The sequence below is a fragment of the Ferruginibacter sp. genome (genome assembly GCF_049840995.1).
GTDB lineage: Bacteria > Bacteroidota > Bacteroidia > Chitinophagales > Chitinophagaceae > Ferruginibacter.
This window is the reverse complement of the sequence record NZ_JASGIP010000003.1, coordinates 899,994-917,029: the sequence shown is the minus strand read 5'-3', so window position 1 is coordinate 917,029 and position 17,036 is coordinate 899,994. Positions and strand designations below refer to the sequence as shown.

At 39.0% G+C, this 17,036-nt stretch carries 16 protein-coding genes; 8 read left to right on the top strand and 8 right to left on the bottom strand.

What is annotated here, in order from left to right; genetic code table 11:
- Positions 1 to 144: 144 nt before the first annotated feature.
- Both QM738_RS05640 and QM738_RS05635 read right to left on the bottom strand, forming a co-directional pair.
- Positions 145 to 780 carry a hypothetical protein gene (locus QM738_RS05640; RefSeq protein ID WP_462275702.1) on the bottom strand — a complete coding sequence of 212 codons (636 nt, stop codon included), beginning with the start codon at positions 778 to 780 and terminating at the stop codon, positions 145 to 147.
- On the bottom strand, positions 752 to 1,621 hold the full coding sequence (locus QM738_RS05635; RefSeq protein WP_462275701.1) for a hypothetical protein: 870 nt from the start codon (positions 1,619 to 1,621) through the stop codon (positions 752 to 754). Before QM738_RS05635 ends, QM738_RS05640 begins: the two co-directional genes overlap by 29 nt.
- 331 nt (positions 1,622 to 1,952) lie before the next feature.
- Between QM738_RS05635 and QM738_RS05630 the strand changes: the two genes are divergently transcribed.
- On the top strand, positions 1,953 to 2,909 hold the full coding sequence (locus QM738_RS05630) for an ion channel (RefSeq protein ID WP_462275700.1): 957 nt from the start codon (positions 1,953 to 1,955) through the stop codon (positions 2,907 to 2,909).
- Positions 2,910 to 3,014: 105 nt separating this feature from the next.
- On the opposite strand, the gene QM738_RS05625 is transcribed toward QM738_RS05630, so the two are convergent.
- Complete coding sequence (locus QM738_RS05625) at positions 3,015 to 3,986, bottom strand: glycoside hydrolase family 43 protein (RefSeq protein ID WP_462275699.1); 972 nt, start codon at positions 3,984 to 3,986, stop codon at positions 3,015 to 3,017.
- A 1,036-nt stretch (positions 3,987 to 5,022) separates the two neighbouring features.
- Here QM738_RS05625 and pulA point away from each other — a divergent pair.
- The 7 genes from pulA to QM738_RS05590 all read left to right on the top strand — a co-directional run bounded on the left by pulA (position 5,023) and on the right by QM738_RS05590 (position 11,694).
- On the top strand, positions 5,023 to 7,029 hold the full coding sequence (pulA, locus tag QM738_RS05620; RefSeq protein ID WP_462275698.1) for a type I pullulanase: 2,007 nt from the start codon (positions 5,023 to 5,025) through the stop codon (positions 7,027 to 7,029).
- 175 nt (positions 7,030 to 7,204) lie between these two features.
- The gene (locus QM738_RS05615) at positions 7,205 to 7,933 is read left to right on the top strand and encodes a DUF4339 domain-containing protein (protein ID WP_462275697.1); all 729 of its coding nucleotides are present in this window, start codon (positions 7,205 to 7,207) and stop codon (positions 7,931 to 7,933) included.
- 53 nt (positions 7,934 to 7,986) lie between these two features.
- Positions 7,987 to 8,559 (top strand): HTH domain-containing protein, encoded by a 573-nt coding sequence (locus QM738_RS05610; protein ID WP_462275696.1) that lies wholly within the window; start codon positions 7,987 to 7,989, stop codon positions 8,557 to 8,559.
- A 47-nt stretch (positions 8,560 to 8,606) separates the two neighbouring features.
- Positions 8,607 to 9,554: an IS1595 family transposase gene (locus tag QM738_RS05605; protein WP_462275695.1), complete on the top strand. Its 948-nt coding sequence runs from the start codon at positions 8,607 to 8,609 to the stop codon at positions 9,552 to 9,554.
- A complete protein-coding gene (locus QM738_RS05600; RefSeq protein WP_462275694.1) occupies positions 9,547 to 10,470 on the top strand; it encodes a DNA adenine methylase in 924 nt (307 codons plus the stop codon). The genes QM738_RS05605 and QM738_RS05600 overlap by 8 nt, the downstream gene beginning before the upstream one ends.
- Positions 10,470 to 10,937 carry a PD-(D/E)XK nuclease superfamily protein gene (locus tag QM738_RS05595; RefSeq protein WP_462275693.1) on the top strand — a complete coding sequence of 156 codons (468 nt, stop codon included), beginning with the start codon at positions 10,470 to 10,472 and terminating at the stop codon, positions 10,935 to 10,937. The genes QM738_RS05600 and QM738_RS05595 overlap by 1 nt, the downstream gene beginning before the upstream one ends.
- 448 nt (positions 10,938 to 11,385) lie before the next feature.
- The gene (locus tag QM738_RS05590) at positions 11,386 to 11,694 is read left to right on the top strand and encodes a hypothetical protein (protein WP_462275692.1); all 309 of its coding nucleotides are present in this window, start codon (positions 11,386 to 11,388) and stop codon (positions 11,692 to 11,694) included.
- A 39-nt stretch (positions 11,695 to 11,733) separates the two neighbouring features.
- Here the strand turns inward: QM738_RS05590 and QM738_RS05585 are convergent, their stop codons facing one another.
- The 5 genes from QM738_RS05585 to QM738_RS05565 all read right to left on the bottom strand — a co-directional run bounded on the left by QM738_RS05585 (position 11,734) and on the right by QM738_RS05565 (position 16,856).
- Positions 11,734 to 12,480 (bottom strand): hypothetical protein, encoded by a 747-nt coding sequence (locus QM738_RS05585; protein WP_462275691.1) that lies wholly within the window; start codon positions 12,478 to 12,480, stop codon positions 11,734 to 11,736.
- A 2-nt stretch (positions 12,481 to 12,482) separates the two neighbouring features.
- The gene (locus QM738_RS05580) at positions 12,483 to 13,661 is read right to left on the bottom strand and encodes a hypothetical protein (protein WP_462275690.1); all 1,179 of its coding nucleotides are present in this window, start codon (positions 13,659 to 13,661) and stop codon (positions 12,483 to 12,485) included.
- 34 nt (positions 13,662 to 13,695) lie between these two features.
- Complete coding sequence (locus QM738_RS05575) at positions 13,696 to 14,247, bottom strand: hypothetical protein (protein WP_462275689.1); 552 nt, start codon at positions 14,245 to 14,247, stop codon at positions 13,696 to 13,698.
- Between the two features lie 1,123 nt (positions 14,248 to 15,370).
- Positions 15,371 to 15,727 (bottom strand): XRE family transcriptional regulator, encoded by a 357-nt coding sequence (locus tag QM738_RS05570; protein ID WP_462275688.1) that lies wholly within the window; start codon positions 15,725 to 15,727, stop codon positions 15,371 to 15,373.
- 688 nt (positions 15,728 to 16,415) lie between these two features.
- Complete coding sequence (locus QM738_RS05565) at positions 16,416 to 16,856, bottom strand: hypothetical protein (RefSeq protein ID WP_462275687.1); 441 nt, start codon at positions 16,854 to 16,856, stop codon at positions 16,416 to 16,418.
- Positions 16,857 to 17,036 lie beyond the last annotated feature (180 nt).

Genomic DNA, 17,036 nt, shown 5'->3' with positions numbered 1-17,036 from the left:
GATGTAATCTTTTCTGCCTTGACTTTTTTGTTACTTTTTTTGTCAAGAAAAAAAGTAAACAGGAAGTTGAAAGTTAAAAGAAGCTCTTGTCTCAAAATAACCCTCATCCTCAACATTTCCCCATTCGCAAATTCGACATTGCTTTCATCGGAAGTTTCCCGAAACCGTATAACACACCTTATCATTGATCCTCAAAAACTCTTCACCATTAATTTTACGCAGGCGCCGCCGGCTCATGCGGTCCAGTAATCTTCCCTTACTATCGAAATACTGTGGCTGATTAAAATAGGCGAGGATATAATATTTTTTATAAGAGAAGGGCGCCTTTAAAGCTACGGGCTTCATCGACATAAAAACCAGGTTGCTCTTTTTACCATCTACATAGTAATCCAGGTTCCTGATCCAGGTGCTGCGGATAGATTGCATCATTTGCATCAGTTTAATAACCTTGTTGGCATTTAAGTGATAAGCCGTAAGTGTATCGGCCAGGCGGGGCTCATAAGCTTCAAAATCGTAAATGTATTTAAGCGAATCGGTAAAGATCTCCAGCGACACCGATTTAAAATTTTTAGAAGTAAAGGCGATGGCAAAATCCTGCTCGCGGGAAAGCTGGCGGAAAGTTTCTTCTATCTTGTCCAGCGTTTTTTCGTTCTCGTAATAGTACTTGGTGCTGATATGCCGGGGCGAGCACGCAAACAACAAAGCTGCACAACATACAATTACGATATAACGGAGCTTACAATACACGGTATCAGTTTTTAGTAAAATGAGTAATGCCAAACACAATACGCTTTAAAAACTTGGGGGTTAACTGCATCAGCGTTTTACCACCATAATCCCAGTACACGAGCGTGATCAGGTCATCCTGCCGGTAAATTTTTTCGGCCACAATAAAATGCGTGGGCACTTTCAGTTTTATTTTTTCGTGTTTCTTTTTATGTACAATGCGGTTATTGATGTACAATACCACTTTACCCGACTGCAACCTGGTGCTGATATAATCATACAGGTCGCTGATAGAGGGGCGTATAAGATCGGTACCGCGGGGATGCACTTTAAAATGCAACAGGCTCCGCACCATGCGGTTGAACTTGGCATAATTTACCGAAGCCCAGAAGCGGTCCTCATCGCCGGGATCGTATTTGCGGTTAAAAAAATTAAGGTAGCCTTTAAAATGATCGGCCAGGGTTAAAAACCACAGCTGGTCTGCCGGGTGAATATCCAGCATGCCTTTAAAGCGCATGCGGCCTGCCTGTTTCTTAACAGGCTCCGAAGGGTCAAAATCGCTGTTGCCAAAATGCGCCCGGCCATCGCGGTACAATTGCAGCATTACTTTGGCATAACCTAGCGGGTCATCCTGCAGCAGTAAATAACTCAACGCACCATAGCCGCAAAAGTTAGTACCATTACCGGCATATATCACCAGCGGGTGCTCCACGTTCTCTTTTATATTCTGCAAAAAAGCGGCAGGCCTTACATTGGGCCAGTAAGCGCTGGGTTCTAAATTTTTAAAGCTATCAATAAAAGCCACCGCCTGTTGCGCAGTAGAAGTAGCAGGATCGTTGGTATTGTACCTGGTGCCGGCAATAGCAAAAAGCCCGGTACAAAAACAAAGAAGCAATAATAAAAATCTTTTAGCTGGCTGCATGGTGGCGCTACAAAACCTGTTTATCAAAATAAAGATAACCAATAAATAAAAAGCAAAATTATATTCAAGCCTTCGGCTTGTTTTTTGCCACGGATTACACGGATTTTCACAGATAAATACAATCAATCCGTGTTAATTCGTGTAATCCGTGGCCACCCCTTTTTGCCAAAGGCAAAAACCCTTGTGTCTTCGTGCCTTCGTGGCTACTCTTTTGCCGCAGGCAAAATAGCCTAATATCTTCCTGGTTATAAAATACTAACAGGTATTGTGCCAGAGTTTTAAATTTGTTACAATAAACAATCGCATGCCAACATATAAAAAAATAAACCCCTTCTCCAAACAAAACAACGATACCGGCTTTGCCACCACCAGCGATGTGGGTGGCCGCTTTATTAATAAAGATGGTACTTATAACCTGGTAAAAGTGGGTATGCCCTTCCGCAAAAGGTTCAGCATTTTTCACAATATGCTCAACCTGCCGCAGTGGAAATTCATACTGGTCATCTTTATCTTCTTTATCGGTATCAATATCATCTTCACCACTATTTATTTTATAATAGGCGCCGGCCAGCTGGAAGGATTGACCACCGGCAGCAGCTGGAAAACCTTTCGCGAAATATTTTATTTCAGTACACAAACATTTACCACGGTGGGTTACGGCCATGTAAATCCATCGGGCGATGCCAGTAATGTAGTGGCGGCAATAGAAGCGCTTACCGGTTTTTTATCATTGGCCATCGCTACGGGTTTGATATACGGCCGTTTCAGCAAACCCAAAAGCTACCTGCAGTTCAGCGACGAGGCGCTCATTAGTCCGTATAAAGAAGGCAAGGCATTGATGTTTCGCTTTGCAGCGTATAAAGACAAGCACACACTCACCGACCTGGAAATAAGAGTGAACACCGGCCTGCTGGTGGTGGAAAACGAAAAGCCGCCGGCGTATAAATATTTTAGTTTGAGTTTAGAAAGAACCCGGGTGGAAACCATGCCCATGAGCTGGACGGTGGTGCATGCCATAGATGAGAACAGCCCCTTTTATGGATTTACAGAAGAAGATATGCGCACTGCCGATGTGGAACTGTATGTAATGCTGCGGGGCTTTGATGATGTGTTCAGCAATTATGTGCAGCAGCGCACCTCGTATACCTACAGCGAAATAATTTTCAACCGCAAATTTGAACCCATGTACCACGAAAGCGATGATGGCAAAACCACGATACTGGAACTGCATAAGTTGAATAGGCATAATGAAGCGGGGTGAATATCGAATTTGCGAATGTCGAATGGATAAATATGCTTAGCCCGGAGGGTTTAATGCTTATTCAAAAATAAAAACATTCGAAGTTCCACATTCGCACATTCGATATTATTTAAGTTTTGCCTCTGGCACCCCTTGAAAACTCATCTTTACCGGCAATATAAATCCCTTATCATCAAAATACATCTGCTCAATACAGGTGGCCCTGTTATTGGCGGCGGTTTCGCCCAGCGGGCGGCGGTGGTAAACTATGTACCAAACATCTTTTTTAGCATTGTGCATTACCGAGTGGTGGCCGGCACCGGTGGCAATGGCCGAATCCTGCTGCAGCACCCTGCCCACTCTTTCAAAAGGCCCAAAGGGGCTATCGGCAATGGCGTAAGCCACCGCATAGTCGGGGCCCGTCCAGCCGCCCTCGCTCCACATAAAGTAGTATTTGTTGTTGCGTATAAACATCATGGGCCCTTCCACATAGCCCTTCGGCGTAATTTCTTTGTACATAGTACCATCACTGAAAGGGATAACCGCAGTAAAGTCGCTCTTTAATTTGGCAATATTGCAATGCTGCCAGCCGCCGTAAATAATATAGTATTGCCCGTCTTTATCTTTAAAAACAAACTGGTCGATAGGCTGTGCACCGTTGTAAAATTTATCTATCAGCGGTTTGCCCAGGTAATCTTTAAAAGGCCCTTCGGGCTTATCGGCCACGGCCACACCAATGCCGCCCTTTTCATTATCGTTCTGAATATCGTTGGCGGCAAAAAAGAAATAATACTTTTTATCTTTTTGCACAATGGCAGGCGCCCACATGGCACGGTGCGCCCATTTTACAGCAGCAGTATCCAGTATACGGTGATGGGTATCCCAATGCACCAGGTCTTTAGAAGAAAAGGCATCAAAAAAAACCTGTTTATTGTATTTATCCGAAAAAGTGGGATAGATCCAGTACTGGTTATTAAAGATAGCCGCCTCCGGGTCGGCATACCAGCCCTTAAGTACAGGGTTACCCGAAGTAGCGGTTTGCGCATGGGCGCTTACAATAAAAGCCAATAAAAAAAGGGAGCAGGTAAAATGTTTCATGCATGTAATTTATAAATGGCGGGGCACGATAAAAAATAAATCTGCCACCGGCAGGCAATATGAAGCAGTTAATAAAGCGTTGCATACCGGCCAACAAAGCATTAATAGCAATAATACCGGCAGCGGTACTATTTTAACCAAAAAGGCTGCAAATTCATTGGTTTCATTTTGCCTGTTTAAGCCAAAAAATCAACTTTTTACCCTCCGGCACCTTAAAAAAACCTCAAAAACACGCAAAATATAAATATTATTAAAATAAATATCTGAAAAGGAGAACATTAAACAGGCAATACACTGCGTTAATATACCAGTACAGGCAGGCCATTAATATTTACCAGGTAACAAAAAACGGAAAATGGCCAAAACAGGGTAAAAAAAAGCGTTTTTTTAAATGGGCATCATAAAAAAAATCGGCTGAAACCCTTTACCAGCCTGCATCGGGCAAAAAAAATGATGGTTAACCATCATAAAACCAGCTTTAAGATGGTTATAAATTTAAAAACGCCCAGATTACTTTTGTGTAAGTAAAGTGAGCGTTTTTATTTTATTCAACAAGCAGGCAATCGTTAAAGCGGAACAAATATAGGGAGAAGTTGAATACAAAGCTCATTTAGTTAAATAATTATTAAGATTTTCATATAGCAAGCAATCGTTAAAGCCGCTCTATTTCCATAGGGGGGCTCTTTTTTTTATGGGAAGTCCCATCGGTTCTGACAAGGGTCTTTTATTCCGCAACAATATTTTACTTATTCCGATTCTTTTTAAGCGGCAGCAACAATGTTCAATGCTCAATATTCAATAATCAACTCTCAAGTATAAAATGCAGCTTCATTTAATACCTTCTTTCCTTGAATATTGAACATTAATAATTGAACATTGAACATTCTCCTCTATGTGCCCTCTGTGCCTATGTGGTTCAACTTTACTTCGTGTTCTTTATCCCTCTGTGTGCATTCTCCTCCTTGAATATTGAACATTGCTCATTGAACATTGAACATTTGCATTTATTCTCTACTTTAGTTCCTCAAACGCATATATGAAATTACCCACGCTCTTCCTGTACTTAACGCTCACCATCATGCACAGCAAAGCACAAACCAACCCCTATCCCGTGTACACCGGTACCGACCTGGGCCTTACCTATACCCCCCAACAATCTACCTTTAAAATATGGGCCCCCACTGCCACGCAGGCCCAATTAAAAATATACAATGTACCACTCGGCGGCACCGCCCTGCAAACCATCGATCTGCAAAAAACAGGCAATGGTACGTGGACGGCTACACTAAAAGGCAACCAGGCAGGCTTGTACTATACCTTTTGTATACAGTACCAGGGCGCCTGGCTAAGCGAAGTGCCCGACCCCTATGCCAAAGCCGTAGGCATCAATGGCAAGCGGGCCATGGTGATAGACCTTAAGCAAACTAACCCCACCGGGTGGACGAACGATAAACAGCCCCCACTAAAGCACCCCACCGACGCCATTATATACGAGCTGCACATACGGGATGCCAGCATAGCTGTTAATAGTGGAATTACCCACAAAGGCAAATTTTTAGGACTAACTGAAACCGGCACTAAAAACCCGGCCGGCCAAAGCACGGGGCTGGATCATATAAAGGAGCTGGGCGTAACCCATGTACACTTATTACCTTTTTTCGATTTTAACTCCATAGACGAAACAAATACCGCAAAGCCGCAGTACAACTGGGGCTACGACCCTTTAAATTACAATGCTCCTGAAGGCAGCTTCGCCACTAATACTACCGATCTCGCCAAGGGCGAGACTAATCCCGCCCCAGGCGGGACAGGCGGCACTATAAGAATAAAAGAACTAAAACAACTGGTACAGGCCTTTCACAAAAAAGGGCTGGCCGTGGTAATGGATGTAGTGTACAATCATACCGGCCTTACGGAGCAAAGCAGCTTTAACCAGCTGGTGCCCGGCTATTATTACCGCCATACTAACAATGGTAAGCTAAGCAATGCCACCGCCTGTGGCAACGAAACAGCCAGCGAGCAGCCCATGATGCGCAAGTTTATGATAGAATCGGTATTGTACTGGGCCAGGGAGTACCATATAGATGGCTTTAGGTTCGACCTGATGGGTGTGCACGATATTGAAACCATGAATATGATAAGCGCAGCGTTGCATAAACAAAACCCCGGCATACTGCTGTATGGCGAGGGGTGGACGGCCGGTGCCAGCCCCCTGCCCGATAGCCTGCGGGCCCTTAAGCAAAATGCAGCAAAGCTAAAGGGCATAGCCGTATTTAGCGATGATATAAGGGACGGTATTAAAGGCAGCGTGTTTGAAGCGGCCGACTGTGGCTTTGCCAGTGGCGATACCAGCAAGGCCGAAAGCATAAAGTTTGGCATTGTGGCCGCCACGCATCACCCGCAGATAGATTACAAAAAAGTAAACTACAGCAAAGCCCCCTATGCCAGCAGCCCCGCCAGCGTAATTACCTACGCCGAATGCCACGATAATAATACCCTGTGGGATAAGCTGGCCATAAGCGCCCCCAAGGCCACTGTTGAAGAACGTACCCAAATGCACAAACTGGCCTTATCCATCGTGCTTACCAGCCAGGGCATCAGCTTTCTCCATGCCGGTACCGAGTTCCTCCGCAGCAAGCAGGGGGTGGAAAACAGCTACAATGCAGGCGATAGCATTAATGCAATAGACTGGAATTTGAAGAGCACCAACAAAGCCGTATTTGAATATGTGCAGGCATTGATTGCGATGCGCAAGGCGCACCCGGCTTTTAGGATGAGTACGGCGGAGCAGGTGCGGAACAATATTAAATTTTTGGAAACAGTTACAGGCGTGATTGGGTACGAGATAAATGGGGCAGCAGTGGGGGATAAGTGGAAGACAATACATGTGTTTTACAATGGCACCGATAGCGAGCAATATATATCGCTTAGTCTTCGCTATGAGTTTACGCCAGCTGTGTTAAACAATGCATTTGCAAATGGTACATTCATTAACGCTGAGCTGATACAACCGCATAGTTGTATTGTGTTGTATAAGAAATAACTATTTTAAAAAATTTACGGCAACTACGCAAATGGTAACAGGTAGTAACACGGAATTTTAAAAAAAAGAAGCAATAGCCAGCTTAACAATTGCAAAAAGAAAGCATTACTTGTATATTTGGCCGGTACAATAATACCCTGATAAATTTCGCTTAAACCCTTATCTTAGTTTGCTTATGAAAAAGTACTACCTGCACAATGGCACCCAGCAAGAGGGCCCATTTGATTTTGAAGAATTAAAGTTAAAAAATCTTACTGGTAATACGCCTGTTTGGTTTGAAGGACTAAGCGAATGGACCACTATTGAAAATGTTGAAGAATTAAAAAGTATCATTGTCGTTACTCCTCCGCCTTTTGCAGCAAAAACAGCGGCTCCGCCACCAATTCAAGAACCAATAGTACAGGAAGAATATCCAGGGAATAATCAGCAAAAGAATAATGCCACACTCCGCAAACTATTAATGCTGGCAGGGTTAATTGTTATTGTACTTATTGGCATATTTGTTTACAATCAAATACTGCATAAAGATGCAGAACATACCCAGGATGTAATAAAGAATTTAGACGAAGAAGCTAAAAAAGAAGAAGAGCAGAAAAAGGCAGCTGTTAAGAGCAACATTAGTACCTACATTACTGCTGAAAACAATGAATATTTTAGCCCTACACTAGGGGGTATTAAAAATTTAAAAGTTACAGTAAGCAATAAAACCGATTATTTAATTGATAAAGTAAAAGTAAATATTAAGTATATAAAGCTAAGCGGAGAAGTGTGGGATACAAAACTTATTGAATTTAATTTATTAGAACCTAACACAAAACTTACTAAACAAATAGAAGATACCGAAAGAGGAACAAAAGTACAGCTGGAGATTGTTGAAATTAAATCCAGTGTGCTTGGGCTTTAGCCAAAAATGTAAAATTAACAATTGAATTTCTTATAGAACGCAAACCTTTCCTAATGAAAAAATTAACCTTTTGGAGCATTATTGAAAAAACTTTAGAAACAGCGAATGAACCACTTTCTCCCAAAGAGATTTGGGAAAAGGCAAATAGTTATAAAATAACTGAAGGGTTTGTGAGTGTAGGCAAAACACCTTGGGCAACTATAGCAGCATATATTTATACAGACATTAATAGAGGGGGAAGCTCGTCGCTTTTTATCCAAACCAGTGAAAGACCTGCTCAGTTTTTTCTCCGCAGTAAAATTAATCAAATCGACATTCAAAAGGTTGCAGAAAAAAAAGAAACCGAAATAATAAATAAAGAAGCTAACATAGCCAAACAATTTCATGAAAGAGACTTACATACGCTTTTGGTAGCATTTGCAAATTCACATACACATTTTAAAGCTTATTTAAAAACAATTTTTCATGAACAATCAAGCAAAGGAACAAAAGGGTTAAACGAATGGCTACATCCTGATTTGGTTGGTGTGTATTTCCCATTTAAGGATTATAAAAGTGAAATATTGGAGATTCAAAATCATTTGTCTATAAGTACAATAAAAATAGGTAATTATATTCTTGTTTAACCCAAAAGTTATCCTTATATTTGTAGTGTCAAAAAGTTAATTAAATCATGGCAACTACAAAAGACCTTTCAAAATTCAACAATTTAGTTCAATTAATGCAATACTTTTCTGACGAAAAAGTTTGCTTAGAACACCTTAAACAATGGCGTTGGAAAGATGGAGCATATTGCCCTCATTGTGGTTGCAGGAAAGTTTATGCTTTCACTGATGGTAAAAGATATAAATGTTCTGACTGTCGGAAACAATTTACTGCTAAAGTTGGTAGCATATTTGAAAACACTAAAATTCCTTTACAAAAATGGTTTGTTGCTATATATTTAATCAGTTCTCATAAAAAAGGAATTTCATCTTTACAGCTTGCAAAGGATTTAGGTATTACACAAAAAAATGCGTGGTTCCTTTTACATCGTTTACGCCATGCAAGTAACACTGCTGCTTTCAATTCACCATTAAGCAACACAGTTGAAGCGGACGAAACTTACATTGGTGGTAAAGAAAAGAACAAACATAAAAGCAAGAAAACCGAAGGAACACAAGGTCGCAGTACATTGACAAAAACACCGGTGCTGGCTGTTGTCGAAAGAAAAGGTTTTGTAAAGGCTGTGGCATCTAATAGCGTTGATGGCAGGGCAATAGGTCAGTTCATAACTAATAACGTTGTATTGGGTAGTAATTTAATGACTGATGAATATAGAATTTACCAGTCGGTAAAATGGCTTTATAAGCATAACTTTGTAAAACATGGAGACGGGCAATATGTTGACGGTAATTGCCATACTAATACAATAGAAGGGTTCTTTTCATTGTTAAAACGTGGTATTGTTGGTATCTATCACTTTGTAAGTGCGAAGCATTTGAATAACTATTTGAATGAATTTACATTTAGATACAACAGTAAAGATTTTTCGGAAGAAAGCAGGTTTAATTTACTGCTTAGTGCTACAGATAACAAGCGCTTGACTTATCAAACTTTAATAGCAAATAACAATGGCTAAGAAAAAATACGAAGAACCCTTTAAACTGGATATGCCGTTTGAAGAAGCAATGCAAAGATTTGTCAATGTTAATACAAGGGATTTAACCGCTGAAACAAATCCTGTACAGCCGGATAGCGGTGCTGCGCCATTTTTAAAATGGGTTGGTGGCAAGCGAAGCATTATTAAAGAACTTACAGGACGTATGCCAGCAACATATAACAATTACTTTGAACCGTTCATTGGTGGCGGGGCGTTATTTTTTGAAATAAAACCAACAAAAGGGCATCTGTCAGATGCAAACTTAGACTTAATTATTACATATAAAGTAGTTCAAAAGGATGTTGAAAAGTTAATAGAGGCACTAAAAAAACACCAGCGTTTACATTGTGAGGAATATTATTACAGAGTAAGAAGCAGGCATGATTTGGACGATCCTGTAGAAGTTGCAGCAAGAATGATTTATCTGAACAAAACATGCTTTAACGGTTTGTGGCGGGTTAATAAGAAAGGTGAATTTAATGTTCCAATGGGCAAGTATGCAAATCCAGGAATATGTCAAGAGGATAATTTGCGGGCTTGTAGTAAGGCTTTAAAAAATACAATCATCGAGTATAAAGACTACGAAAAAATTGAACCAAAAGAGGGTGATTTCTGCTATTTTGATCCGCCTTACCATCCCATAAATGATACTTCATTTACAGCTTATTCTATGTCAGATTTTACAGAGAAGGATCAACAAAACTTAGCTGACTTTTGCAAGACATTACACAGGAACGGGGTAAAAATCATGCTTTCTAATAGCAACACTGAATTTATACGAAACCTATACCGTGGAAATATTTTCAATATTAATATCGTAAATGCCCCAAGAAATGTAAATTGTAAGCCAAACGGAAGGAACTCCGTAGAAGAAGTGCTTATAACTAACTACTAATGACAATTGACACATCGGGCAAATCGGCGAACTACACAGGTTCGACGCTGGAAAAATTCATAGGCGATAGACTAATTGAACGCAAATATCAATTTATTGATAGAGGCAAGTTTACTGCTGCTATGTATCTTGAACAGCCCATTTACACAAAACAAATGCATTTGGGGAATAGTATTTATGAAACACCTATGTATGGTGATTTCGTGCTTTACCATCCTGAAAAATGGAAAGACGGATTAATAATTGAAAGCAAGTGGCAACAGTCTGGCGGTTCAGTAGATGAAAAGTTCCCCTATTTTGTCCTTAATATCCAACAAAGACACCCGCATAAAACTGTGGTATTACTGGACGGTGGTGGCTATAAGAAACAAGCTGAAAAGTGGTTACGTGGGCAGGTAGGCAACAACCTTATCCATGTGTTTAATATGGGGGAATTTCAAAAATGGGCAAACAAAGGACACATTTAGCTACCTTTGCATTATGAATAATTCAATATGTAAAGCTGAACATCGTTATTTAGATGTGTTGGCGACACTACCAGACAGCCAAAGCCCCGAGGAGGGCAGGCACAAATGCGCAGGATGCGCATATGAGAAGGGATTGGAAGATGGAAGGCAAGGAAATCCAAGCTACGTGAATGTAGATGATTTACCTTTTAGCCAAGCGGGAACGGGAAGACATAAGAGCTGCACTGCTGCTTATGAGTTGGGATATGACACAGGCCAATCCGCTGTTTAAGAAACGAAAAGCCGCTACTGAAAATTAGCGGCTTTTCTATTTAGGGTTAAAGTTGAATATAGTTACCTAAAAATATTTTCCTTTGAAGTAAAAATAAACTTAAATTTTTCAAATCTTAGACAGTACTACTTTCAAACTGTTTCAAACTCTAACTGGGCAAATGAGGGTTATTTAGTAGTGCTGCATATTGATGAAGATCCGGCGTTAATGGATGAAATTCGGAGATTAAATAATGCATTTGGCATTGGCTTAATAAAAATCAATTGTGAAAGTATCTTTGAAAGTGAAATATTATTTCCGTCAAACGATAATCAAGAAATAGATTGGGATACCGTAAATCGACTTGCTTCTGAGAATGGTAATTTTAGTGATTTTTTAAATGAACTAACTGAAGACATTAAACTTAAAAAAGTTAAAAGTAAATACGATGCAATATTAAATCCTGATCAATTGGAAAAATATATTCAGGAAAAAAATATCAGATGACCTATTTAAGACACAATTAGCAAAGGAATAACTAAGACATCACCTCCAATTAGGATAATCAATTAGGTGAATTAGTTCTTCCAAAACAATTCTCAAATCATTTTTTTGCTTATCTAAATCTATTTTTTTAGCGACATAACGTCTGTTATGTGCACTCATATCTCCCATCTTTTTTAAACCTGGTAAGCAACCTTTTGCATTGCGTCCTATATTCCATTTACTTTCTTTAGTAAAGTTGTCAATGAGATCACTTAGGTAAAAAAAATTCCCTGCGCTATTTTTTATTTTTTCGGCTATTCCGTGGCGTTCGAAAGTTTCGATAATCAATACTTCCAATAACTTTCTAGTCATAACCGAACAGGCATCATAAAGACCGTAATCGTAACAACTCGCTGCTTGTGTAGCAATAGCTTCTAAATATCCTCTTGTATTTTTGAATAGTTCCAATGGAAAATAATCATCACTCGGTGTGATAGGCTTAGGAGTACCAATAATTTTATCAATCTCTACCTGCCTGCTTCTTTCCAAGTGATATAGCCCATTTTGGAAAATCAACTTAGGCGTTTTACCTTTTGCTTTTTTGGCATTTGTAATCAAATATTGAGAAGTGTTTGAATATTTGGGTATTTTTAAGACATCAAAATATTCATCAATATCTTTAGCTTTAGCACCTTCTTTCCCTCTTACTTTGGTATGATAATAAATAAAATAATCAATCTTGTTTGCCGGAGAATGTTTGTCAAAGTCGGATATTTTATAAATAAAATTGTCTAAAGTCATGTCCATATTTAATCCTTTTTATCCCAAAACTTAATTTTATTGGTTCCAGCATCGGTAATAGATATATTGCCTTTTCCTATTGATTCTATCCACCCTTTTCTTCTTTTTGTATTTTGAATACTTGTCGCTAAGTCTTCTGGAATTCTAATATTTAGCTCATGATAGCATGTATAAAGATGATTGGCTGTTAAGGGAGTGGTTTTAAGAATTTCTTGCATGTAATAAACAAATAGTAAATTGTTTTCGTTATCGTTATTTACTTTGAACTTTTTATAAAAATTTTCTAGACTATCCTTTCCATCAGGATAAAAATTTATGTTAGAAAGCCTTTTTAATCCGCTTGATCCGCTGGCTGACTTTTTTGTAACCTGTTTTTTTTCTCCTTCAACTTCTTCTTTTTTTCCTTTGGCTTTTTTAGTTCCGACTTTTGTACCAGGCTGCGAAGTCAGTTTTCCTGTAATTATCTCCTTTGCTGTATTAATTCCATTATCAGTCAATCTGAATTCGTCATTTTTTATAGTCTTAATTAATTTGGGGAATAGGCTATTCCATTTATTTGAGAAATTACTCATTCTTGAGCCGGCACTACGAGCTTCCTTGTATTTATTTAAAACAACTTCCTTATTGAAATTATTTTTGCCGCACTCGCTAATGTAAAATGCATAAATGAGAATCCAGTGTGTTTCCGAACAGTCTAATGATCTTTCTGCATCATCGATATGCATGATTTCTGAATCTTCTATTTTAGAAGAATTAAGTGTGGTAGTTGCATCCTTTGGGTTAGTGTCTTGGGTAAGGGTATTTGTTTGGTCATGAGTAATATGTTCTTCTTCATGAGTATAATTTTCAACTCCAGAGGAAATACCGTTTAATTTTGAAGCTACTTTTAAAGTATAGGTATCTCTTAACATATTAGTCAACTCTTTACCAATATTATCACTAAATGAAGCTTCAATACTCCTTTCCCCTGTTTTCTCATGTATGCGAATTGTATTCATAGATGCGCTTGCAACTATTGTATTTGCTTCTTTTGGTGTACCACAATAAATGCAGCCTATGTAGTCCTTTTCTAGAAGTCCGCCGCATGCTTTGCATTTGAATTGCGTAAGACAGCCACTACAGAAAAAACCAGTCTGCGGCAAAGGCTTAGCACAATTGCTGCAATTTGTATGTGTAATTGATTCCATAAAAAATTATTAGTAAAGCTTCTTCATTTTGATGTTATCGTGTCAATGTTTTAATTAAATCTGCACCATATTTCAATCCGGGAGAAGTTAAAGTCCAACCAACATCTTTTGAACCGGCCAATTTATTACCAACTGCTTTTATGTATACTGCATGATTTGCGGCACTGTAACAGCCCGATTTAACGCATAGAGATCTTGCAGACTTATCATCAAATTTTGATTCATTTGATACAAGCAAATTCGCAAGTCCTTGTAAAATATAGGCATTAATCGTTTTGGCTTTTTGATCTTTGCCAGGCATTTCTGATGTAATAACTTCCGCATTCCCATCAGCAACATGAAATATTTGTTGCAGATCTTCAACTGAAATATGATTTTGTTTCATCCATATTTTGGCATGGCTTGAGAAATTATTCTCTACGACATCAATTTCTTCGTCTATCTTCTTATCCGGTTTAGAATAAATAGTTGATTCTCCTAAAAGCAACATTGAGGCTTGAACTATTCTTTGTCTTTCTGTCGAATCAAATGGTTCGAGTAGATCAACCAACTGAGCGGTTATTTCTGTTATTTTCGGCTTCTCCATATTTTAAATTTTTATCAAATATAGAGCATTTTTTATTAGCATATATTGATTTTTTTACTACAAAAGGTATTTTTTATTTACTTACTTATAAATTGATGTAAATTATTAGTTTATAAACAATTTATCAGCAAAAAAATTTTACAAATATGTTCTATATCCATATTTAAACTTTTAGTATATCCTTACTGGCCACATTAAATCTAAAATATTTATTCAATTAATTTAAAAACAATTACTTGCATTTTATATTAAGTAAAATTTATTGTGTCTGTCTAATTGTAAAACTATTTTTTATATTGCATTATTGAATATATGCCATATTAAAATGGGTAATATTGATAAAATATGGCCGTATGACCTTTTTTTATAACTCCTTTAAGTATGGCAAAAAGCCTACATCAGCAGAACGACAAGGAATTCAGTAAATAATAAGGATATTCTTATGATTTATTGAAGATTGTAACCGTATTTTGATCTCATACAATCATTTATTGGAAGGCGACGATAGTGAAATCTCTCTTTTTATATTGAATTTTGTCAGAAAATACATTTAGATTTCAAGAATCGGGTAAGTCGTCGGAGATATTATTCAATTTTTGTAATGGCCAACGATTAAGATGAAGAGCTAAACCAAGAAATAGCTAATAAAATACGCTGATAGCTGAATATTATATCAGTGTATTGAAAATAGTACCTAGATTCTTGTCGTCATCAATCATAAATTGGAAGAGGATGATAGTGGAAATTCCATTTTATATTGAATTTTGCCAGCAAATACATTTAGATTTCAAGAATCGGGTAAACCCTTGGAGATATTATTCAATTTTTGTAATGGCCAACGATTAAGATGAAGAGCTAAACCAAGAAATAGCAAATAAAATTCGGTGATGGCTGAATATTATATAAGGATAGTGTAAAGACAACGGGATTTTGTCGTTGTTAATCATAAATTGGAAGGAGGGGGTAGTGAAATTCTTATTTTTAAATTGATACTTATTTATGAATCCATGTATGTCTCAAAGAGTAATTAAAGATCTGGAGATAGTGTTCCATTTTTTGTAACTGCGAATGTCTATCGGAAAAATCTGAACTATCGCCTCCACAGACTGCTCTCAGTATCTTTTCACTTTCCACCCACCAACCTCTCCAGCAACTTTATCCTCTCATCCTTCTCTTTCAACAACCCCTCATACAACTTCTTCAACTCTTCCAACTTAACCAATTCATTGGCATTCTCATTAAAAGTTGAATGATGATGTATAGATGCAGCAGCAGTATCGCTAAATGTACCAGAAATTATATTCACCGCCGCTTCCTCATCAAAATTCTTTATCGCTTCCACCGGTACTTTCAAATATGCTGCAATCTGTTCCAGCAGTTTATCATCTATCACTTCCTTGCCTTCCAGCTGCGATACCTTTTTCTGCGTCCAGTCATCGCCCAGTTCCATAGCCAGGCCTTCCTGCTTTATCTGCAGCATTTTTTCCCGATAGCAATCGGGGCGTTTTACATTGCGGCCCTGGTGTACACAACGTATCTCCCTTCCACAAATACAGCCCCCGAACGTTTATCCGTACCCGATAATTTTATCAGCCCTTTTTGCCTTGCCATACCATTTTTTTAGTATCTTCATCAGTAAGATCAGCTATACAAGAAATGGTGGCACATCTCCCATAATAACCGGGTCCCACCGGAACATCAACAGAACACTCACGGGACATTTACAAGACACTAACAGGATATTTGCGGGACACTCACGGCCCCATTGTGGTGCCATCTTTGGGCGCACATGGTGGAAGGATTGCTGTCAACTCTGGGCAATACCCATGCAACCCCGTTCCACATGGTCTGACCCCCCGGTCTGACCATGTGCCCACAGCAACAAATCCTCACCCATCATAATAATCCGTGTTCCCCAAAAATCCGCCGCAGGCGGCTATTATCTATGTTCCCTATATGCCTATGTGGTTTTATTACTGCGTTGTGGTTGCTATCGCTTTTGGCGGCAGCGTACGCACATGGTCAGACCGGGGTCAGACCATGTGGTGCAGCTTTCCTTCGTTCAGCCCTAACCTTGGTCTTCATTCAAACTTTAGTAATAAAAAGAATCTCACAACGCAGTGTGAGATCTTTGTCTATATGTTCTATTATATTTATGGAATGTAACCTTATTGAGCCACAGGCCTTGCAACCTTACTCTCTGCAGTGGCGCTCTTCCTTATAACAGCAGCTGTGCCTTTACCATAAGGGCAGTAGTAGTTAATAGCATCCTGTGCACCGGCATAGCTAAGGTCGTACTCCACTACGGTGCCCCTTGTTACCACATCGGCGCTGTAATTGTAAAAGTTGCGGGTGCCATAGCCACCAAAGTTGCCATACATTACATCACCATCGTAAGTACGCAAGCCATCCAGGTTGCGGATGATGGTGTAGCCATAATTGGTTTCCACTACATAATATCCGCAGGCATTACTGCTGTACACCACATCGCCCCGCTCCTGCGAAAGCCAGTAACCACTGTCGTCGGCATAAATTCTTTCTTTGGTACAACTGGTAAAAAGTAAAGCTGTAATAACAGCTACGATCGATAAGGTAAAAATCTTTTTCATGATAATAGTTTTTTAAAAATGAATAATTATATCCATTAGATGGCAAACAGCGGGCTAGGTTTTCTTAAGAATTGTTAAAATAAAAAAAGGGTGTCCGCCTGACACACCCAAACGAACCGTTCATCCCCGTACTTGGCAGGCTTATACTATGCAGCATTTGCTTGCTGGTAAGCAAGGTTG